Source organism: Planktothrix mougeotii LEGE 06226 (assembly GCF_015207485.1).
Classification (GTDB): Bacteria; Cyanobacteriota; Cyanobacteriia; order Cyanobacteriales; family Microcoleaceae; genus Planktothrix.
Genome location: NZ_JADEWU010000035.1, coordinates 1 through 21,455 on the forward strand (window position 1 = coordinate 1; position 21,455 = coordinate 21,455).

At 37.8% G+C, this 21,455-nt stretch carries 20 protein-coding genes; 9 read left to right on the forward strand and 11 right to left on the reverse strand.

Features of this window, described 5'->3' with window-relative positions:
• The coding region (locus tag IQ236_RS27790) for a hypothetical protein (RefSeq protein WP_228041662.1) at positions 1–209 on the forward strand (209 nt) is incomplete at its 5' end.
• On the opposite strand, the gene IQ236_RS15245 is transcribed toward IQ236_RS27790, so the two are convergent.
• Genes IQ236_RS15245 through IQ236_RS15255 form a run of 3 tightly spaced genes read right to left on the reverse strand, consistent with a single transcriptional unit; the run spans position 197 to position 4,523 of the window.
• Entirely contained in the window at positions 197–886 is a 690-nt protein-coding gene (locus tag IQ236_RS15245; protein WP_193870025.1) for a GvpL/GvpF family gas vesicle protein, read from the reverse strand. The genes IQ236_RS27790 and IQ236_RS15245 overlap by 13 nt on opposite strands.
• Before the next feature lie 47 nt (positions 887–933).
• The gene (locus tag IQ236_RS15250; RefSeq protein WP_193870026.1) at positions 934–2,559 is read right to left on the reverse strand and encodes a hypothetical protein; all 1,626 of its coding nucleotides are present in this window, start codon (positions 2,557–2,559) and stop codon (positions 934–936) included.
• Between the two features lie 23 nt (positions 2,560–2,582).
• Positions 2,583–4,523 carry a serine/threonine-protein kinase gene (locus IQ236_RS15255; RefSeq protein WP_193870027.1) on the reverse strand — a complete coding sequence of 647 codons (1,941 nt, stop codon included), beginning with the start codon at positions 4,521–4,523 and terminating at the stop codon, positions 2,583–2,585.
• Between the two features lie 109 nt (positions 4,524–4,632).
• Between IQ236_RS15255 and IQ236_RS15260 the strand changes: the two genes are divergently transcribed.
• From IQ236_RS15260 to IQ236_RS15270, 3 genes are all read left to right on the forward strand, one after another.
• Positions 4,633–4,944: a hypothetical protein gene (locus tag IQ236_RS15260; protein WP_190524065.1), complete on the forward strand. Its 312-nt coding sequence runs from the start codon at positions 4,633–4,635 to the stop codon at positions 4,942–4,944.
• Between the two features lie 123 nt (positions 4,945–5,067).
• The gene (locus IQ236_RS15265) at positions 5,068–5,565 is read left to right on the forward strand and encodes a 2Fe-2S iron-sulfur cluster-binding protein (protein ID WP_190524062.1); all 498 of its coding nucleotides are present in this window, start codon (positions 5,068–5,070) and stop codon (positions 5,563–5,565) included.
• Positions 5,566–5,632: 67 nt separating this feature from the next.
• Positions 5,633–6,115: a globin family protein gene (locus IQ236_RS15270; RefSeq protein ID WP_193870028.1), complete on the forward strand. Its 483-nt coding sequence runs from the start codon at positions 5,633–5,635 to the stop codon at positions 6,113–6,115.
• A 17-nt stretch (positions 6,116–6,132) separates the two neighbouring features.
• Here the strand turns inward: IQ236_RS15270 and IQ236_RS15275 are convergent, their stop codons facing one another.
• The 6 genes from IQ236_RS15275 to amt all read right to left on the reverse strand — a co-directional run bounded on the left by IQ236_RS15275 (position 6,133) and on the right by amt (position 12,744).
• Positions 6,133–7,293 (reverse strand): pentapeptide repeat-containing protein, encoded by a 1,161-nt coding sequence (locus IQ236_RS15275; RefSeq protein WP_190524056.1) that lies wholly within the window; start codon positions 7,291–7,293, stop codon positions 6,133–6,135.
• A 45-nt stretch (positions 7,294–7,338) separates the two neighbouring features.
• Positions 7,339–8,004 carry a V4R domain-containing protein gene (locus tag IQ236_RS15280; RefSeq protein ID WP_193870029.1) on the reverse strand — a complete coding sequence of 222 codons (666 nt, stop codon included), beginning with the start codon at positions 8,002–8,004 and terminating at the stop codon, positions 7,339–7,341.
• 95 nt (positions 8,005–8,099) lie between these two features.
• Positions 8,100–8,576 carry a globin family protein gene (locus IQ236_RS15285; protein WP_193870030.1) on the reverse strand — a complete coding sequence of 159 codons (477 nt, stop codon included), beginning with the start codon at positions 8,574–8,576 and terminating at the stop codon, positions 8,100–8,102.
• Positions 8,577–8,679: 103 nt separating this feature from the next.
• Complete coding sequence (locus IQ236_RS15290) at positions 8,680–8,952, reverse strand: hypothetical protein (RefSeq protein ID WP_193870031.1); 273 nt, start codon at positions 8,950–8,952, stop codon at positions 8,680–8,682.
• A complete protein-coding gene (locus tag IQ236_RS15295) occupies positions 8,949–9,650 on the reverse strand; it encodes a V4R domain-containing protein (RefSeq protein WP_190524045.1) in 702 nt (233 codons plus the stop codon). The genes IQ236_RS15290 and IQ236_RS15295 overlap by 4 nt, the downstream gene beginning before the upstream one ends.
• A gap of 397 nt (positions 9,651–10,047) precedes the next feature.
• Positions 10,048–12,744 carry an ammonium transporter gene (gene amt / locus IQ236_RS15300; protein ID WP_193870032.1) on the reverse strand — a complete coding sequence of 899 codons (2,697 nt, stop codon included), beginning with the start codon at positions 12,742–12,744 and terminating at the stop codon, positions 10,048–10,050.
• A gap of 910 nt (positions 12,745–13,654) precedes the next feature.
• Between amt and IQ236_RS15305 the strand changes: the two genes are divergently transcribed.
• From IQ236_RS15305 to hpsE (IQ236_RS15320), 4 genes are all read left to right on the forward strand, one after another.
• Positions 13,655–14,779 (forward strand): THUMP domain-containing class I SAM-dependent RNA methyltransferase, encoded by a 1,125-nt coding sequence (locus tag IQ236_RS15305; protein ID WP_193870033.1) that lies wholly within the window; start codon positions 13,655–13,657, stop codon positions 14,777–14,779.
• A gap of 177 nt (positions 14,780–14,956) precedes the next feature.
• On the forward strand, positions 14,957–15,733 hold the full coding sequence (locus IQ236_RS15310) for a VanW family protein (protein WP_193870034.1): 777 nt from the start codon (positions 14,957–14,959) through the stop codon (positions 15,731–15,733).
• Positions 15,734–15,840: 107 nt separating this feature from the next.
• Positions 15,841–16,788, forward strand: coding sequence for a hormogonium polysaccharide biosynthesis glycosyltransferase HpsE (hpsE, locus tag IQ236_RS15315; RefSeq protein WP_193870035.1), 948 nt, complete (start codon positions 15,841–15,843; stop codon positions 16,786–16,788).
• A 66-nt stretch (positions 16,789–16,854) separates the two neighbouring features.
• Positions 16,855–17,793, forward strand: a complete 939-nt coding sequence (hpsE, locus tag IQ236_RS15320) for a hormogonium polysaccharide biosynthesis glycosyltransferase HpsE (RefSeq protein WP_193870036.1) — start codon at positions 16,855–16,857, stop codon at positions 17,791–17,793.
• A gap of 24 nt (positions 17,794–17,817) precedes the next feature.
• Here hpsE (IQ236_RS15320) and IQ236_RS15325 read toward each other — a convergent pair whose 3' ends face one another.
• Entirely contained in the window at positions 17,818–18,765 is a 948-nt protein-coding gene (locus IQ236_RS15325) for a glycosyltransferase (protein ID WP_193870037.1), read from the reverse strand.
• Between the two features lie 294 nt (positions 18,766–19,059).
• On the opposite strand from IQ236_RS15325, the gene IQ236_RS15330 reads away from it, so the two are divergent.
• A complete protein-coding gene (locus IQ236_RS15330; protein WP_193870038.1) occupies positions 19,060–20,172 on the forward strand; it encodes a glycosyltransferase in 1,113 nt (370 codons plus the stop codon).
• Here IQ236_RS15330 and IQ236_RS15335 read toward each other — a convergent pair whose 3' ends face one another.
• Positions 20,173–21,417 carry a glycosyltransferase family 4 protein gene (locus tag IQ236_RS15335; RefSeq protein ID WP_193870039.1) on the reverse strand — a complete coding sequence of 415 codons (1,245 nt, stop codon included), beginning with the start codon at positions 21,415–21,417 and terminating at the stop codon, positions 20,173–20,175.
• Between the last annotated feature and the right edge of the window lie 38 nt (positions 21,418–21,455).

A 21,455-nucleotide genomic window follows, 5' to 3' on the forward strand; every position in this document is an offset into this window, starting at 1 on the left:
GGTGCGCTTTCGGTTCTTTCGTCTCTCAAGCGCATTTACCAATGTATCTAATCTCTTCGGCTTTGTCAACCCCTTTTCTTAACTTTTTTTTGATCCAGGGGAAATCCTTGTCTGGCAAGGGTTGTAGCTTCTCTTGTCTTTCTGGAGATGGAACGATTGGAAAGAATCTGCTTGTAATGGCCATGCAAGCTGGTTATTACAAAAAATGATAAGGGGGTACAGCGTTCCCCAGACTGAGTTGCCAATGAGTATATTGGCTTTGCCATTGCTTTAGTTGCTCTTGCAGTTTGGATTCGTTGCTCTGCTGCATCAATATATAGATTCGTTCTCTATTGGGTTGGCTATCGGCTAAATAGGTTTCTGGATAGGTTTGACACAATACCTCAAGTAACTGTTGCCATTGTTGAGTTTGCTGTTGCTGTTGTTGTAATTGATGGTGATGTAATTGTTTTTTAGCTAAAAAGTAATCTCGACCGCGCAAAGGAGTTAAGTCCGTAGGATTAGTTTGAGTGAGTGTGTTTGCTGGCGGGTCGAGGGGAACTCCTTGTAAACAATACTCTGCTTTTCCTTCGAGTTGGTCTAATTTGTTGAAATAGTTTTGTTGATATAAAACTAAATGCTCCAACAGGGCTGTTTTTGAACGGAAACAGGTGCCAAAACGGACGGGTAACAGAGAAGTTTGGTGAAAAATGGTACAGGTGATTTGATCATGAGTGACAACGGCTTGCATTAATTGTTCATCTGTATCAGGGAGATCTTCGGCTTGTAAATTGGGTTCTACAAGAGCAGATAATCCTTGATCACTAATAATTTCTAAAGAACCCTTAATCCCTTGAGGAAGCTTGAGGGGTGATGTGGGTGTTTTCAAAAAAGCGTAAATATACATTGGTTAATATCTACAAGTGAATATATAGAATCCAAAGATCAGGGTATTTATTCTGGGGAACTGGGCTGTGCAGGAATCCACTCAAAATCAAGGCTGAGTTGAGCTAATCCAGGTTGCCAATTGGTGGATAATTCTAAATCCTCATTAGGATTACCCCAATCTATTTTAACTCCTTTCATCCAGCTTTGGAGTTCAGGAAGAGTTTCTAATAAATTAATGACTTGTAATTTTAAAACAACTAGGGATTGAGGAGATCGACACCATTCACTCCAATCAGATTGAATAATAGATTCAGGAATAATGGGTTTTAAATCAAATTTAAGAGGTTGGCTAGTGGCAATATCCAATTCCCAGGAATCGCTTAAAAACTCTGCACTTAAAACCATTAATAATCTTAATGTCCCTGTTTGCCATAAAAATCCAGGTTGGAGGACTTTGGCTTGAATCCCGCTCATTAATTGCATAACATTATAACTGCTTTTAACGATTTGCCATAATAATCTTAGCGATAAATCGATTAAGGGGATTTCGGGTTGAAGACGAATTAAACTAGATGGCGATTTAGGACTGTAAATTATATCAACTAATTCATCAGCAATTTGAATTAACTCGATTAATTCAAATTCTTCTGTTTGGGAGCCAAGAGTTAAGGATAATTCCGAGGAAGAGTTAACAGAATCGGTAAGTTGTAACTGTTTTTTTCGTTGTAGTCCGTGTAATCCATAATATTTAATTTGGGTTTGAATATAAGGTTGAATAATATTCGGATCAGTCAGTCGAACGTGAGTTTTGAGTAAGGAAGAGTGGGGAATAGAAGCTAAAATAGAATATTCAACATCTTGAATGGGGGTATTTTGAAACAATTCTTCATCTATAGAGTCATTTTCTAAAAAATAATCAAAGGGACTCACTTCGGATGTTTTAGGATCAGGAATAAATTGAAATCCTATTTCTATACTCATTTCAATGGGTTCCCATTGACTGTTAGGGGATAAAAATTCAGCTTGTATAGGATGATTCAAGAGATTAAACCCTTGAAAATTATCTTGAAAGTGATGCGTGATTTGTCGTAAAAAAAATTGAACTTCCAAAGGATTTTGGCAAAAAGAACAATCATTAGATTGAAGATAAGCTTCTGAAGTAATTAGGGGAGGTGGGGAATCACTGGTTGCTAAATCAATAGAACTTTGGAGATTTTCAGTTTTAATGATGAGACTAGCAACTAATCTTAATTTTCCGGGAGTCCAATCTTGATGGGGTAATAAAATTTCTGCATTAATTCCCGTCAAAAGTCGCATAAATTGATAAGAGGTTTGTGCAAAATTCCATAATAACTGAGAAATTAAAGTATTAAAGAATAAAATAACAGGAGTTTGAATATTGCTGTCTTTTTTAGGAAAAAAGTCGGATTGAATATTAGAAGCAGAGATTGGGTGAGTTTGATAAGCCGCTAAAACTTCAGAAACTTCTTCTGTAACATAAGGAATTAAGTTTTCAGGGGTTTGGGGTAAATCAATAGGCCATGACCCGTTCGGCGATCGCAAATGAGCTATAATTTGAACTAATTCTTGCATAGCCTGGATAACAGGGGCGGAAATTTCAGGAGAGGGAGGAACTAAATTAAAACAGACAGGATCTTTAAATTTAATTAAAGTTTGATCGGGGGAATTCATTGACGGAATCAAAGGGTTGTTATTCATAAGTCTCTTTCAAAATTAACAGATTTTACAAAATGTAGATAACCTTGTTGTTCGGTATAAGTAACAATGGCTAATCCCGTTTTTCCCCAGAAAGCTAGAGATTTAGGATTAACAGGGCCAAAATCATAACTGATTAAATTCCCTTCCAAATCAAAAAAGGTGTATTTTCCTTCTTGATCTGCTATAACATATCCCCAAGAGGTAGCGCAAGCAACAGTTGGGGGAGAACTTAAAGGAATGCGAATGACACTCAGGGGTTTTAAACGTAAGAGAACAAGGTAAGGTTGATCATCAAGTCCAAGCCCTAATAAAGTATAGGGTTGAGGAGTAGGTAGAAGTTGCTTTAAAGGAATAGATAATTTAAGATTTCCAATGGGCATTCCTCGGCGAGTATAGACCCTGAACATATTAAAGTTTTGTTGTTTAAAGTTTAACCAAACACAAAGTAAATGTCTGTTATCTAAGAAGACAATTTCGGGAACTTGAGATACGGCTAGGGATAATTTTTTCAGGGGTTTGAGAACAAGATAGTCTAATTTTTGGGTTAAAGAATAAAATCGTAATTGTCCTGAAAATGCTAAAGCCATATAGCGACTATTGGGTTCTATCGCAATTTTATATAATAAATCGGGAGAAAAGGTTTTTATGACAGAGGTTGAATCTTCATTTTCCCCGGAAAAGTCAGGAGAGATAGGAGATTGCTGATGATTAGATTGTAAGGATTGAATCGAACTTAGATTTAACAAAGATTGAGATTTTTTTTGAAAAGGAGCGCAGTGATAAATTCGATTTGGAGTTAAAACACAGCAGCCATTTCCCAGGGGAAGCATCCCCAAAATAGGTTCAGGAAATTGAATTTTTTCTTGAGAAGAAATAGCAACTTGCTGAACCGATGGAGATAAATCTTGGGGGATAGACCAAATTTCTAAAGCCTGACCAAATCCTGTATAAAGATAAGGAAAATTGGCAATACAATTGAAGGGGAATTTAGATTGATGAACCGAGGGCAAAGAGATAGAGTGATGTAAGATCAGAGGAGAAACAGAGGTATAGACTCCTGCTAATTGGGTAGGATTTTTAGTCGGTAAATCAGAGTTTTTCCAAGGAACAATAAAATCAGCAAGGCTTTGGATTTGGGGATGAACAATGACTTCGCGTAAGGCTTCTGCCATTTGTTCTGCGGTGTTGTAGCGACGAGCCGGGAGCTTTTCTAAAGCTTTTTGAATGATAGCTTGTAACGCTTCAGGAATCTCGTTAGGGATCTGCAACCGTTGATTTAACTGCGCCCACATTAACTCACCGGGTAAACCATGAAAGGGACGATCGCCAACTAACAGTTCAAATAAGACAATTCCAACCGCATAAATATCGGATCGGGCTGAATAAAGGCCATAAAATCGTTCTGGGGCCATATAAGCTGGAGATCCTCCGGTAAAGGTGGAGGCTTTTTGGGCAATAGATAATTTGCCTACGAGGGGCAGACGACGGGCAATTCCAAAGTCTGATAATTTTGAAGACCATCCTTGGGATTGTAGAGTCAGTAGGATATTTTCAGGTTTAATGTCACAATGAATAATACCCCGTTGATGAGCGTAGTGTAAACCGTCTAAAACACCAATGATCAGGTTTAACGCTTCTTGTAGTCGCAGAGAATCCTGTTGTTCAAGAAGATGGCGCAGAGTTCCCCCCTCGCAATAGTCCATGACCAAATAACGTCCGGTTTGGATATGTTCTAAACCGAGACAAGCAGCAATGTGGGGATGTTGTAGACTAATAATGAACCACAGTTCCTGCAAGAATTGGTGAGTAGGTGCGCGCTGATGACTTAATTCCTTCAGAGCCACCAGTTGTCCAGTGCGACGATCACTGGCACAGTAAACTTTACCAAACTGGCCTTGTCCTACTAACCCCAAAATTCGGTATCGAGAAGCCTGCATGGTGTATTTTAGACCACCTCATTAACGGTATTTCCGATAGTATTAAAGTATACCTAAAATATAGGCATTACTGACCCATTAATCCGTTAGCCAGCGATGAAGAGTGCTTATGTTTTCTCCCGTTGAATCGGAATCTACGAAACTACAGCAGGGGCCTGCCCCTACTAAAATCATACAATCTCAAAGCCAATATCGAACCTGCCAAATCAAAGTACCGGATTTAGAAAAACCGGTTCCTGGGGTTTGTGTTGATCAGGAATACTACAGCTTTTTTAAAGCGGTAGAAGGTGCTGATAAAACCTTAGAAATTGTGGCTAAACTAGGAACTGGAGGAGACAGCACGGTAATTACAAAAACCCCAAAGGGATATGCAATTTGGGTGAAAGAGCCTCAAGGTGAACTGCATCGTTCTAAAGCCTAAATGCGCGGTATTGTGCTGCGATTTTAAGGAGTTAACGCTCCTGTTATCCTGAATTGAGCGGTTCAGTTGTGCAGTCTACATTCTTTCTGCTCAGTGGGTTCTCTAATTTAATTTTTACTGGAAATGGCTAAAATACTTCGACTAGAACCAATTGCCGAAGAAATGGCAGTTAAGACTAATTCTAATTTGCTTTCGGCATTAATGACTAAGGAACTGCACGTTCTGAAAGAATGCGGAGGACGAGGAATGTGTGCAACTTGCCATGTTTTCATTAAAGATGGCATGGAGGGTTTATCTAAGGTCAGCCGTCGTGAACAAAGAACCTTGGAAGTAATTACAACAGCCAAACCCAATTCCCGTTTAGCTTGTCAAGCTCATGTGATTGGGGAAGGAATTATTGTTGAATTACCTTCGGGGATGTATATTGATGCCATCGAAGATGTAGAATCACTGATTGGACGGCGAGCAGAACAAGAACTGCTGCATCCGATTACGGGGCAAGTTGTGGTGGAAACGGGAAAATTGATTACTCGATCTATTGTGAATCAGTTGAAAGATACTCGTTTGCAAGTTGGCGAATATTTAGCTCGAACTCGTAACGCTAAAGATGATGCCTCTTAATCAGTGATCAGTTATCAGTGATCAGTTATCAGTGATCAGTTAATAGGGAATAAGAACTTTTGTATTTATGCTAACTGAGTTACAACGTTTGAGTGTTGAGGCTGATGGCCGTTATGCAACACCCGAAGAATTAGAATTTTTAAAGTCTTATTTGGAGACTTTTCGATACCGGATTAGTGCCTATCAAAAACTTCAAAAGTATGAACCTATAATTCTTCAAAAAATACACCATAAACTCATCAAAACTAATCCTCAAATTTTTATGAAAGGATCTATTAATTTTACCTCAAAATGGCGTTTAGATACGATCCGAGTTTTACGATATTCGGCCATGATTTTATTAATAAATGATCCTGATTATTTACAGGAACGCTTATTAATTTGGTTCGCCACGATTTTACAAGCGTTTAAAGTCCAAGATATTACTGAATTGACTTACCAAGCCATGTCCGATGTCTTGGAAGATTATTTGACACCAGAGGAAAAAAATGTATTTTTTCCTCTGATTGAACTTAATCTCGCTATTTTGTGCAAAAAAAGAACATCATGAATTTTTCAGACTTTAAATCATTTGTAAACTTTTCCATTGGGTAAGATAGCACCCTGTAGCTGTGCCCCCTTAATTTCCGCATTTGCTAAAATTGCTCCTTTCAAATTTGCCCCTCTTAAATCAGCCTTACTCAAATTAGCCCCCATTAAATTAGCCTCTGTCAAATTGGCATTAGTAAGATGAGTATTTCTTAAGTCAGCATTAATTAAACAAGCTTGAATTAAGTTCGCCGAGCTTAAATTACTTGCGCTTAAATTAGCATCCATGAGTAAGGCTCCTGCTAAATTAGCTTCGCTTAAATAAGCCCCTGCTAAATTAATTCCTGTTAATAATTTCTGCCTTAAATCAATTCCACCTAAATCTGCACCACTTAAATTAATACCGCTTAAATGAGCCCCATTTAAACACACATTCCGCAGATAGGTTTTGCTCAAATTTGCTTTACTCAGGTTAGCTCGGCTCAAATTAGCTTCATTGAGATCCGCTTCTAATAAAGTAGCAGAATTCAAAAAAGCGTCTGTTAAATCAGCGTGTCTTAAATTGGTTTTTAACATTTGAGCTTTCGTTAAATCAGCCCCCGTTAAATTCGCGCCACTTAAGTTCGCTCGGACAATAGTAGCTTGACACAAATCCGCTCCTGATAAGTCTACATCTTTCAAATTCGCTTGGGTTAAATCCGTGTTTTTTAAGATGGCTTGACGGAGATTAGCTTTAATTAAATAAGCTTTGATCAAACAGGCTTGAGTCAAAACCGCTTCTATCAGAATTGCAGAACTAAAATCTGCACTTTTGAGATTACAATGGTTGAGGTCGGCCTCTTGCAAATTTGCCCAATTCAGGTGAGCACCTTCGAGGTTAACCCGACTCAGGTTCGTCCCCGTTAAGATTGTGCCACTCAGACTCGCTCCACTCAGATTTGCTCCTGCTAAATTAGCTCCGGTCAAATTCGCTTTACTCAGATTCACCAAACAGAGATGGGCTTCGCTTAAGTCAGCATTGCTTAAATCTGCACCAATTAGATGAGGTCGATTTTGGGGTTCTCGAATATTAGTTAAACCCAGAGTCGGTACCGCATTAGGCCGATAAGAATTGCTGCTCAAAATAATCCCTCGCAGATTGGCACCTTTAAAATCCCGTTCTCCATCTGCATATCGACTCAGCAGTTCAATAGCATCCATGGGTTTAACCTAAAATAATTCGCCTATCAACGGGTTATTCCTTCCTCATGATGTTTCACAGAGTTGTTTCAGAATCGTTTCATGATCTTTTCCTTCATCAACCCAAGCTTCTACGGCTTGTAAACGATTACTTAAACCGAGAATAAAGTAATTACAATCTGCTCCCATTGATTCACAGGTGGTTTGAACACAATGGAGATCCCGTCCGGTTAATCGACTAAAAAAGGAACTAAAAACTCCAGCTTCTAAAAAACAAGCGGGGTGCTGGGGCACATGGGAAGCCGCGCTGGCAAAAGGTGAATTTTTAGTCATCAGGATTAGAAATCCCGTGTTAGTATAGCGTGCATCTAAATCAAAAGTTCCCCATCCATGAGTTTTCCAACATTGTTGTAAACACTGAATGAATTCAATCATTTCCATCTGGGCCACAGCTTTACCATAATATTCGCTGGTTTCTTCACAAAAGCGAACATAAAAGTTTTTTCCCCACCAACGACCACAGTTGAATAAAACTAAGGGGGTAGCTTGACCTGTTTCTTGTTCTAACCCAGTATAGATTGCCTGAAGTAGGGTTAAGGGAAGCCCCAATAGACGGGAACCGAGACGATTTTCTAGTAAACCTAGTTCTAAGTCTCCTTTAATATAAGCATTGTAGGCGAAATAGTTACCTGGAAGTTGGGGCTTACTCAGTAAGTTGGTGATTTCAATCATAATAAAACAGGCTGTATAGACAGTTGACAATTAACCGTTAACCGTTGACAAACAGAGGAATAAATGCAAAGAAAAAACCGTTAGTTTCCCAGGGTTTACGATTTCTCGGTTCCTCCTTCTAGTAAGTTCGTTTTGATTTGTTCTAAGAAAGGTTGCAGGAAAACGGTGGCTTTTGGAGAAATTAATTCGTTTAAACGAGCCGTGAGCAATTGATAAATTTGAGTATCAATTGATTGGGTATTATGAGCTTTTACTAAACCCGATAACCACTCAATAACTCGTTGCTGAAGATATTCGGAATCATTTAATAACATTGCCATTGCACTATGACGAAGAATCAGAATCCATTGCTGTAAAATTTCTTCTAATCGTTCTTCCTTTTCGTGAGGAAATTGGCTAGAAATTTGATCCGCAATCGGTTGGAAAATAGCTATTTCTCGATCCCGAAGGAACTCATAAATTTTTAATCGCTGGGCTAAAGTTTCTGCATAACTTTTAAAACCCACTAATTCTTCTGTTTGAAGATAGCGATTTTCCGCTTGAACTAATAACTCATTTAATTCGGCTTGCATACAGATTTGATCAAGTTCATGAATTTGATGGAAAATTTTACGAAGAGGAAATAAAAGCCATTGTTGATGCTCCCCTATTTGCCAGGGTGGACGGCTTTTGTGTTTAAAATAATCCCATTAAATCCTCAATGGTGACATCAGGATCATTCAAGGAAACGGGAGTAGAGGAAGAAGAGGAGATAGGCATAACCCCCACTTGAGGAACGCCTTCCCAATCAATTCCTTGAAAAAAATCGCTGACCGATAAAGTTAAATTCATCTGGGATGAAGTCGGAGAATGACTGTTTTGTAGTACCCGTGAGGGTGTACCTAGCCAGTTGAGGTTACTGAAAAAGTCCTGAACCGACTCACTCATCCAGGTGTTTTGATTTTTCATCGTAGGACAACTCCATCTTGTAGTTTCCGTTGAATGTCTCTGGCTGTTGCGCCTTCGTTTAACCAGAAACCTGCGGCATCAATGCGATCAGGGTTTCCTAAGAGAAATTTACAATAAGTTTCTCCCATGGAATAACATTGCAGTTCAATACAACTGAGACTTTTTTTGACTAATTTGCTAAAAAATCCGGCAAATAATCCAGCATAAATATGACAAACTGGTTTTCCTATGTCTCCTAAACTACGAGCAACGGCGGAGTCAAATAAGTTAATGAAAATACAGCCGTGTTTGCGATCGCTCATATCGACTTCCCAACGTCCCCAGCCTTGGGAGGTGAAGGGCCACCACCAAGTTTCTAATAAAAACATGAGGTTAGACTGGCGAATACTTTGACCAAACTCGGCTTCATACCAGTGTTGGAAAAACTCTGCATCCTTAACCCCCCATTCTTTTCCAATAGTGTACATAATTACGGATGAGGCATTGCCAACTTCTTCTTCTAATCCCTCCACTAAACCAATAATAAAGTCTTCACTGGTAAAGATGTTTCGCATTTCATTCCAGTCTGTGACTGTACCTGTTGATGAGTCAAAGCTGAAGAAGTCTTGAAACCGATAATGATTATGGGCTTTCGGATGAGTTTTTTTAAGTTTAGAATAATTCTCGATAGGATGTTGGGTTGCGGTGGTTAACACCATCTGCTGCATACTCCTTTTTAATCAACAAGGTAAGATTCAAGAAAATCAACACTTAATTTATAGGGAATCATTGAAGTAGACTGTAGCAGAGCAACGTTGATTGAGGGTCGCGGCTGTTGCTGCTAATAGTTCACCTCAACAAGCAAGACTTAAGCTTCTTGCGGTGCGTCTATTGCCGTAAAAGCAGGTTCTTCTCGCGGGGTCAGGAATCGAATTAGCCTGTCTAGTACAGACGTGCCATGTACAGACGTGCCATGTACAGACGTGCCATGTACAGACGTGCCATGTACAGACGTGCCATGTACAGACGTGCCATGGCGCGTCTCTACCCAGTTCTCAAACAGAAACATGGACGCACCTCTGTATCTAATTTAACTCGATTCTTGGCGGTGAAACATCACATTTTTTTTACAGAGGAAGTCTTGACAGTTGCTTCCTCATCCCCTTGTCCTCTCATCCCCTCCCCCTGTTTCACCGGAATTTCTATCAGAAACCTAGTATATTCCCCTAATTGGGACTCGCACCAAATTTGACCTTTATGGCGTTCGACAATAATTTGATAGCTAATGGACAAACCCAAACCCGTGCCCTTCCCGACAGGTTTAGTCGTAAAAAAAGGATCAAATAGCTTAGACCGAATCTCTTTAGGAATCCCCAAACCATTATCAGAAACCTCTATCAAAATTCGTTGATGGTGTGTTGATAGGGTACGAATTACAATTTGAGGCTGAATTAGGGATTTATCGCAGGATAGTAAAGAAAACTTATCTTGGATCATTGAATCGTGCAGAGCATCAATAGCATTATTAATCAGATTCATAAACACCTGATTTAAGGGCCCTGGATAACATTCAATTAAAGGAATATTTCCATAGTCTTTGATGACTTCAATTCCCGTTAATTTGCCTTGAGGTTTGAGTTTACTTTTCAATATCATTAAGGTACTGTCTAATCCATCATGAATATTAACGGGTTTGAGTTCCGCCTCATCATGACGGGAAAAGGTTCGCAATGACCGCACAATATCCCGAATCCGGTCGGCTCCGACCTGCATTGACTCCACAATTTTAGGAAAATCTTCCTTGAGAAACTCCAACTCAATCGACTCAATTTCTTGCTGAATTTTAGGACTAGGATGGGCGTATTCTTGTTGGTAAGTTTCCAGTAAATTCAGAACATCACGGGTGTAGTTAGCAGCATGAATTAAATTACCATAGACAAAATTAACGGGATTATTAATTTCATGGGCAATTCCGGCAACCAGTTGACCTAAACTCGACATTTTTTCACCTTGAATTAATTGAGCTTGAGTTTTTTTGAGTTCTCTCAGGGTATTTTTAAGTTGATCATTTTTTCGTTTTAACTCCAGAGAAGTTTTTAATCGTTCTTCAGCTTGTTGTAAGGCTTCTTCAGCTTGTTTATGGGCAGATAAATCCCGAAAAGTTCCCATAAAGAAAGATTGATGGCTAAATTTTGCCTGATTAATTGTGGCTTCTAGGGGAAAACAAGTTCCATTGGCTCGACGACCGATAACGGCTTGACGGCTTTGTGATAACCATTTTTCTAATAAGGTTTGCTGTTCGGTGATTTCGGAAGTCGGCCAATCAAACAGATATAATATTGACATTCCCATTAATTCTGTGGCCGGATATCCAAATATTTCTTCTGCACTGGGGTTGGCTGTTAAAATCTTTCCCGTTGGGTTGGAAAAGGTAATCATGGCATCCGTTGCATTGTGAATGATGGCTTCGGTTTGGGTTAAGGCATCTTCCAAAGCTTGCATCACTTGGTTATATCGAAAGCCTATTTGACCAACTTCTGTGAATTGATTTTCGGGAACCCGTCGCCTAAAGTCTTGGGTACGAGCTTGATATTCCATAACTTCAAATAGGTCATAAATTTCGGTTTTGGCTCCATGTTCAGAAATATTTAATCCGGTTGTTTCTGCTTCAATGGAGACTCGCAGGGGAAAGTAACGATTGATGGTGTATAAAATTAGCCAGGTTAAGCCAAATCCCCAGAGGAAAGACACCCCAACACCTAAAGCTTGAACCAGTATTTGTTGACCGCGAGATAAGTCCGTATTGAGTAAACTTAGATTACCAAACAGACCCACCGCTAAAGTTCCCCATACCCCACCGCCTGCATGAACCGCAATCGCATCCACCGCATCATCAACCTGCCATCGTTGTAGGGTTAGGGAAACCAACACCATGACTCCGGCGCCAACTCCTCCAATGATGGGGGCTATGGGAGTCGAAACTACGGGGGAAGATGCCGTAATTGCTACTAAACCAGCCAAAGAACCATTAATAATCAGTTCTACTTCGGGTCGGCGATGCAGTAGCCAACCCAACATAGCCCCGATTAACATTCCCGATGTCCCGGCTAGAACGGTATTGACAATAATCGAAGCGACGCGAACATCTAAATGTAGATAACTTCCCCCGTTAAATCCTAACCATCCTAACCACAGCAACATTGTCCCCAACACGGACAACTGAAGGTTTGAGCCCCGCATTTGTTGGGGGGGTTGATCGAGGGAAAACCGTCCGATTCGTGGCCCAATAACCAACACAACCGCCAGAGAAACCCATCCCCCGATACTATGAACAACAGTAGACCCAGCAAAATCGACAAACCCCTTTTCTCCTAACCATCCCCTTACCTGATTGATTTCTAGTCCATTCCACACCCAATGACCAAAAATGGGGTAAATAATTCCAGAAGTTAAAGCAGCAACCAAGAGATAAGACCCAAACTTCATGCGTTCCGCCGATGCCCCTGAAACGATAGTTGTGGCGGTACTGCAAAACATGGTTTCAAATAGAAAAAAAGCCGCTACCCCTGGAGAAGAGGTGGTGTCAAAAAAGAAAGATCCTGGGTCAATTCCTCCTGTGGGTGTCTTACTAAACATCAGGGCATAGCCAAAAGCCCAAAACAGGGCTACGGAAATCCCAAAGTCGGCAAAATTTTTGACTGCAACATTGATACTATTCTTGGAGCGGGTTAAACCCGACTCTAAACACATAAATCCGGGCTGCATCAAAAAGACTAAGCCCGAACAGACCAGCAGCCAGAGAATATCAATCACTGAATTATCGATTACTCACTTAATTTAAGATTGTCTCAACTTATCCTAGAAGTTTTTGTGGAATTTTATACAGTTAATTTACAAACCGTTGAGTTAAGGGGTTGGGGAACAAGACTCATCCGCCCGAAATCAAGCTGGCGTAAGCAAAAAACTTTTCATCAGGAAAAAAAATACTTTAGGTGTTGACAAAGGGAACTCGGTTTGGGTAGAGTAACAAGCGTGTGAGGAGCGAACCAGCTAAGGACACCGAGACGAAACACGGCCAGTCGCCGGTGTCCTTTCTGATCAGAAGGAAACATACGTTCTTCAAAAAATTTTAATTTTGAAGAATTGCTTTCGGTTTATCAAGAGAATGGGTTTAAAACCCCTAACTTCTAGTTAGGCTTTATATTGGTGGGTTGTCTATTGACATCTGATCGTGCTACTATTTCCCATAGCAGGAAAGGTAAAAAACCTGTCTAAAAACCTAGTTGCTTAACGGCAAAACACGCTCACCTTGACAATTGAATCTAGGCGGTTCTACTGCACAGTTCTAGTTTTTCCCAGCAGTGGGTAAAAGATTCATGGGAAGCTCAACGAACAGTTTTTGGAACGATTAGTTTCAAGTAAGAAAAAAGAACTCGCGTAACTGCGAATAGGGTAGGGCATACCCGAATTTACGCTTGGGGAGAATCCCACCTCTAATTAAAGCACTGCAAGGTACTTTGATTAAGTGGTTTCGTTGAACCACGAATCCCTACGCCTTCAGGCTAGGGAGTGTCAAGACAGTTATTTCTCCCTGGTTTAGCGGCTGGGGATATATGGGAATTTGGCTATAAAGTCAAAACCCTAAAATATTAGCAAGCAACCTGGATCAAGCTTAATTTGATTCTGGGATTGTTACACAGTAAAAGCCAAAATTGTCTCCTGAATGACCCAGTATTTTGCAACGGTTGCCAAGGGTTTAGAAGTTATTGCTGCTCAAGAGTTAGAACGTTTAGGGGCTGAAAATGTTCGTCCTGAATTTACAGGAGTTCATTTCACGGGTTCTCGCAAGCTTCTTTATCGAGTGAATCTTTGGGGAAGAACCCTATTTCGGGTTTTAGTCCCGATTGCTGAATTTTCCTGTGCCAATGCCCAACAATTGTATCAGGAAGTTCAAAATATTAATTGGACTGAGTATTTATCCCCTCTGAATACTTTTGCCGTTAATTGTACAGGCAAAAATGAAGTCTTAAACCATACCCACTTTACCGCTCTTCAGGTTAAAAACGCCATTATTGATCAACAGCGTTCAGAATTTGGGGAACGTTCTGATATTAATCTTAATAATCCTGATTTATGGATTAATCTTCATCTCCATGAAAATCACGGAATTTTAAGTTTAGATAGTTCTGGAACCAGTTTACACCGCCGGGGATATCGTCCCGCCGTTGGACTTGCCCCTTTAAAAGAAAGTTTAGCATCTGCGTTATTAGAAATGGCAGAATGGCATCCTGATTTACCGTTTTTAGACCCATTATGTGGGTCAGGAACTTTACCCATAGAAGCGAGTTTAAAAGCTTTAAATATTGCACCCGGGTTATTCCGAGAAACCTTTGGGTTTATGAAATGGAAAGATTTTGATGCTAAATTATGGGAATCTTTAAAACATGAAGCATTAGAGGCACAATTAACCACCTTACCCGCCCCAATTCTGGGTTCAGATCAAGATGGGGATATTCTGAATCAAGCCTTTGAGAATGCTCAACGTTGTGGCGTTGCAGACCAAATTCGTTTACAACAACTGGAATTATCTCAAATAGAACCTCCGGCGGATCACGGTGTTATTATTTGTAACCCTCCCTATGGTGAACGTTTGGGAGAGGTGGAGGAATTAGCTGGTTTATATAAACAGTTAGGGGATACGTTTAAGCAACGCTTTAAAGGTTGGACAGCTTATATCTTGACCGGAAACAAAACATTAGGAAAACAAGTCGGGTTAAGAACTTCTCGGAGAATTGCGGTTTATAATGGTTCCTTACCCTGCACGTTATTAAAGTATGAGCTTTATTAATTGATAAACTTCCACAAACTGCCCTCAGTTGTGCTAAAAACCATTAATTATACCTGAATAAATTAGGATAGGGAAAGTTATTATCACCTCATACTACCCTATTAAGCCATCAAGAAAAAGCTGTTAAATAGCCTATAAAAACTCTTGATGAATTAAAATGATCAAGTCAATAAGAATATGAAAAGAACGTTGCGATTAGTTTCATCGAATTTTAATTTAAAAATATTATTTTCTTCGGATTTTAGACGATATTTAAAATCTATAGAAAGAGAAATTATAGATCAGTTATCAGGACAAAAAAGTAAGTTTGTTCAACGACAAATTTTGACAATTGAAGAACAGCAAGATTTTAAAGAACAAATTAAAATTAGTCAAGCCGTAAAAAAAACGAGCCATTTTGAAAATAAAAAACATAATTTAGCTACAGCGATCGCTCAAATTGAAAATCGTTTAATTCAACCAGGAGAAATATTTTCTTTTTGGTATTTAGTCGGAGAACCTCATACTAAAAATGGCTATCGAGAGGGACGAGCAATTGTTAATAATGAACTTCAATCTAATATTGGTGGGGGTTTGTGTCAACTTTCTGGATTGATTTATTATTTAATCTTAAAAGCAGGTTTGATCCCCTTAGAAAGACACCCCCATTCCCAAGATATTTATACCGAAGAAAGCCGATTTGCACCTTTAGGTTCAGATGCAACAGTGGTTTATGGATATAAAGATCTACGGTTTCAAAATACATTATCTATTCCTATTTATTTTCGGTTTAATTTGTTAGAGGAAGAAATCATTGGATTTTTATGTTCTTCCGAAACCCTAGAGGAATTTAAGATTGAGTTTCAAATTGAAGCGAAACAAGGACTCAAACAAGTGAATACAATTCGTTGGGATAATATAGAAAATAAATTTGTTTTAATTACGTCTAATTGCTACCCTAGCTTAATAGAGTAGTTGTGAAAATGGGATTCCATTGGTGGGTGAAGTAATGGGTGAGGAACAAACTCAGCCTAAAATATAGGTTATACTCAAAAGCAACAACCTTAATCGAGATCAATTCTATGGTTGATATCACTGTTGCTATTCCTACCTATAATGGGGCGACCCGCTTACCTGGGGTGTTAGAGAAATTGCGATCGCAAATAGGAACAGAACACATCAACTGGGAAATTCTAATTGTTGATAATAATAGCACCGATAATACAGCAGAATTGATTAAAAATCATCAAAAAGAAAGGCAGATAAATGTTCCTTTAAAATATTGTTTAGAAACAAAACAGGGAGTTGCTTTTGCCCGAAAACGAGCAATAAAAGAATCTCAAGCTCCTCTAATTGCTTTTTTAGATGATGATAATTTACCTGCCTTGGATTGGGTAGAAAAAGCTTATCAATTTGCTCAAGAATATCCACAAGCGGGAGTTTATGCTAGTCAAGTTGATGGGAGTTATGAAATCGAACCTCCGCAAAATTTTGAGCGAATAGCAGGCTTTTTAGGGATAACTCAACGTGGAGATAAACCTTATTTCTATGATCCTAAAAAGAAAGTATTACCGCCGGGATTGGCATTAGTTGTTCGTAAACAAGCTTGGTGTGAAAGTGTTCCCGAAGAAACATTTTTAACTGGCCCTTTGGGAGATAATCGGTTAGCGAGTGAAGATATTGAAGCGATACTATATATTCAAAAAAAAGGATGGGAAATTTGGTATAGTCCAATGTTAAAAACCTATCATCAAATTCCGGCTTATCGTTTAGAACGAAATTATTTGATTAATATAAGTCGTAATACGGGGTTAGCACGACATTATATTCGGATGTTACGGTTAAAACCTTGGCAACGGCCCTTATTATGTCCCTTGGGGTTAGTGAATGATATTAGAAAAGCGATCGCTTACTATCTGAAACATCGAAAAGCATTAAAAACTGATGTGGTCGCAGCTTGTGAAATGGAGTTTTTAAGAAGTAGTGTGATCAGTCCTTTTTATTTATGGCAGTGGAAACAACGAGATTAACCGAAACTTATTAATTTTTCTAGTTATAAAATAGGATCAACTCATTCTAAAGAAGACTTACGAACTATGATCGATTTTACCGTTGTTATTCCTACCTATAATGGCGCTATTCGTGTTCCTGATGTTTTAGAAAAATTGCGATCGCAAAAGGGAACAGAAAATATCACTTGGGAAATTATTGTTGTGGATAATAATAGCCATGATCAAACCGCTAATATTATTCAGGAGATTATCACATCATGGGATGAATTGTTTACACTTCGGTATATTTTTGAGAAACAACAGGGTATTGCCTTTGCTAGACAAAGAGGAGTAGAAGAAAGTCAAGGAGAATTGATTGGTTTTCTCGATGATGATAATTTTCCTGATGAAAATTGGGTATTACAAGCTTACTTATTTGGTCAAGAACATCCTAAAGCAGGGAGTTATGGGGGACAAATTCATGCAAATTATCAAGTGGAGCCTCCTCAAAATTTTAAACGAGTTGAACATTTACTGTTAGCAATTCGAGAAAGTGGTGATCAGCCTTTTTTATTTTGTCCTGAACAGTTACAATTACCATCCGGTGCTGGTTTAGTCGTGGGGAAAAAAGCTTGGTTAGATCACGTTCCTTCTAAATTAGTCAATACAGGGCGAGGAGGCAATGATTATGAAATTTCCTTGAATTTATATCGGGGAGGTTGGGAAATTTGGTATAACCCCAAGATGCACCTTGATCATTATATTCCCAGTGAGCGCCTAGATAAAAAATATTTGTTATCCCTAGCTTCTTTATATGGTTTAAAATCCTGTGAATTTAGAATGTTAATTACGCCGACTTGGAAAAAACCCCTAGTATTTTTTAAGGTGATGTTAGGCGGGATTAAACGAGCTATTCAATATCAAATTCAGCATCAAAAAGATATAAATTTTGATATTGTTGCTGCTTGTGAATTAAAATTTTTTAGAGCCAGTGCTATCAGTCCTTTTTATTTCTTACAAAAAGCTATCTTCAAAAAATCTTGATTTTCTTAAATTAAAACAATCGAATTAAAAGATTTCTTTTAAAGTGGATAATATTCTTGAGGAAATAGCAGGTGGAAATAAAACAATAATTAAACTTTTTACAAAAATTATCAGGCAAAATCGCCATTGTTGTAAGGCGGAGGAATCATATCGAATATAATTGAATAAAAAACCGATAGTAGCACGACCTTTTTCTGGAGATGGATATCCTTCTAAAGCTCGATCAATAAAATATTTATAAATTTTAGCTAAACTTTGTTTTTTTAAATGTTGTAATGACGAAGGAGCTTGCAAAAAGGCTTTTTCAATCACCGCTACACATTGTTTTTCTTGTCTAAGTATTTGAGATGAAATAGAATAGGGAGACATCCGATAAAATACCTGAACCAGAGGAACAGCTACAAAATAATAACGAGCAGCTAAACGAATATATAAATCTCGATCTTGTCCTCCTAATAGGGATGGATCAAATTCTCCAACTTCTGCAAAAGCTTCCCGACGAATTAAAGGATTAGAACCATTTTCTAAAAAATTTTGTATTAATAACTCAGCATAAACATCCCCATTAAATGTTAAATGTCTACCGGATTTTAGAAAATTTCCTGACTCATCAATATAATCTGTCCAGCTATAGGCTACCGCAGCTTGAGGATGGTTTTTTAAAGCTTGATATTGAGATTCTAATTTATCAGGAGTCCAGAGATCATCCGCATCCAATAAGGCTATATATTCTCCTTTTGCTAGAGCAAGTCCTCGATTTCGGCTCGTTGGAGCACCAGAATTAGGATAGGAAAAAACTTGAATTCGAGGATCATGAATATGAGAAACAATATCTAAAGTAGAATCTGTTGAACCATCATTAATTACAATAATTTCAAAATCCTGAAAAGTTTGATTTAAAATAGAATCAATTGTTTGTTTAATCGTTTTTTCTGCATTATAAGCTGGGATGACTACTGAAATTATCGCCATATTTAAAATTAACTTTGCAGACTAACTTTTAATATAAAATTTATATCAAAATTATATTAATTGATCAATGATCAACACAAGTTATTTATAAAACTTTAAAAAAGGTTAAAAAAATTAATAATTTTTCCCACTAAAACAAGATTATCTATGTTAAGTTAACACTACATAGAGCATAATTTAGATTAAAGCTTCATACTGAGGATAGAAATTTTTCGTTTTCCATTAATAAGGTTGTTTGAATTTTACCTCTATCCTAATTTTATCTGATTAAAATATTTTTACGGTCAATCTGAAATGATGAGTTCTCGGTATATGGCATTTTTTTCTCCTATCAAAGTTTTAATGCTGCCAGATTTTCGCAAGGATAACCCCTATCAATCCTTACTTTCTGAAGGGTTAGGTCAAGAACAAATTCAGGTTAAGTTTTGGTCTTACTATCTAAATTATTTCCCCGTTTTAAGAGGTGTGTTAAAAAACAAAATTCGTTCTATTGATATTGTTCATCTTCATTGGCTTGAATTTTATATCAATAAGCCAAAAAAGTTATCTAAATTTCTGGCTTGTCTTCAATTTTTATTGGATATGATTTTAGTGCGGATGCTCGGCGTTAAAATTATTTGGACTGTGCATAACCAAGTCTCTCATGATGATTTATTCCCCGAATTAGAACGCTGGACAAGAAATATTTTGTCTCGGTTAGTAGATGGGATTATTTTTCATAGTTATTCAAGCTTTAAATTAGTCGAAAGTGATTTTCAGTTTAATCAGAAAAAATCAATTGTTATTCCTCATGGACATTATCGAGATGTTTATGGTGCTTCTATTAATTCTACTGAGTCTCGAAAACAGTTAGGATTGCCCTTAACAGGTCGTATTTATATGAATATAGGTTATTTAAAACCTTATAAAAAGATAGAGAAATTGATAACTATATGGAAAAATAACCAAGATTTTTTTACGAATGATACCTTAGTGATTGTAGGTAAGCCTGTGAATAAATCATATTATTTAGAATTAGAAGAATTATCTAAAAATATCCCTGGATTGATTCTAATTCCAGAGTTTGTTGAACCCAATAATATTCCTATTTTTTTAAGTGCTGCGGATGTGATTGTATTTCCTTTTGAAAAGATTTTAACATCAGGAAGTTTAATTTTAGCCATGTCTTATAACAAACCTATTATTGCACCGGATTTAGGCGGAATTGCAGAAACCTTGGGTATTGCTAGTCAACTTTTATACGACCCCAAAGATGAACAAGGTTTACTAAAAGCCTTACAAAAAAGCACAACTGTTGATTTACCGACTTTAAGTTTATTAGTTCAACAAAAATGTGATGCTTTAGAGTGGGACTTAATTGCCAAAAAAACAGCCGAGTTTTATCAATTTATTCTAGGTCAATATTAATTAAGCTTGAGAAATTAATTTTTGAATTAAAGGTTCAATTCGGAGAGAAACAGCTTCCCAGGAATATTGAGTTTTAACTAAGTGATAAGCGTTATCAACAATGTATTGAGAGAAGGTAGGATTTGACCATAGTTGATCAACAGCCTGAACCATTCCATCTACTTCATTCTGAATTAATAAATGTTTTTTATCCTCAACCTCTAGTCCTTCAGCACCTTTTGAGGTACTCACAACGGGACGGGACATGGCAAAAGCTTCTAAGATTTTGAGGCGTGTTCCTCCCCCTTTAAACAAAGGAGTAATGACAACGGTAGCAGCAGCTAAATAAGGTTTAACATCCTCAACTAATCCTGTCCATAAAATTCCGGTTTCCTGTTGGGTTGCATTTCTTAAAGTTGGGGGAGGATTTTTGCCAACAAGAATTAATAAAGTATCAGGATAAAGCTGTTTAATTTTGGGATAAAATTTTTCAGTTAGAAACTGTGCCGCTTCAACATTTGGAAGATAACTAAATGTGCCAATAAAAATCAAAGTATGGGGATTATATTTTCCCTCGAAAGCCAAAATAGATTCACCTGGGCGCACATTATCATAGTTACTCATATTAATTCCATTAGGTACAATATAGGGATTAAGATTTTTTCCATATCGCTGTTTCAGTTTTTCAGAATCCAATGAACTACAGACCCAAATTTGATCTGCTTTATACATTATTCTTTTTTCCATTAATTGAATAGAATATTTTTGTAAATTCATCTTGATTTTTGGGAATAATTCTTTGATTTGGCTGATCTTTTGCTCAAATAAATCTGCTTCTATATTATGATCATCAAAAATTATTTTACAAGGATAACGTTGAACAATAGGAAGGTAACGACATAACCATAAATGCTCAAAAATTACAATTGAAGGCTGCAAATCTTGAAGGATTTCGTTTACTATATCTATAGCAGGTTGGGTATAAAACCAGTCAGAATAACAATATCTCCAGGGTTGTAATATTGATAAACGGCGACTTAAGCGTTCTTTCAAAGGACGCTTTTCTCCTAAATTATAGTGATACCAATGTTTAATTCCGGGTAAGGTTTTTTCTGACGGTTGGCCCTTAAAAATAGAAAATACAGCTACATCCCCATATTTCTGCATTAGATTAATATTTTGCCAATTGCGTAGGGGAGCCCCGGCTCTGGGGGGATAGGGTAAATCCAGGGTAATAAATAACGTCCGTACTGAAGTATTTAACATTAAATTTCACCTTTTATGATGACAATTAGTCTAAACAG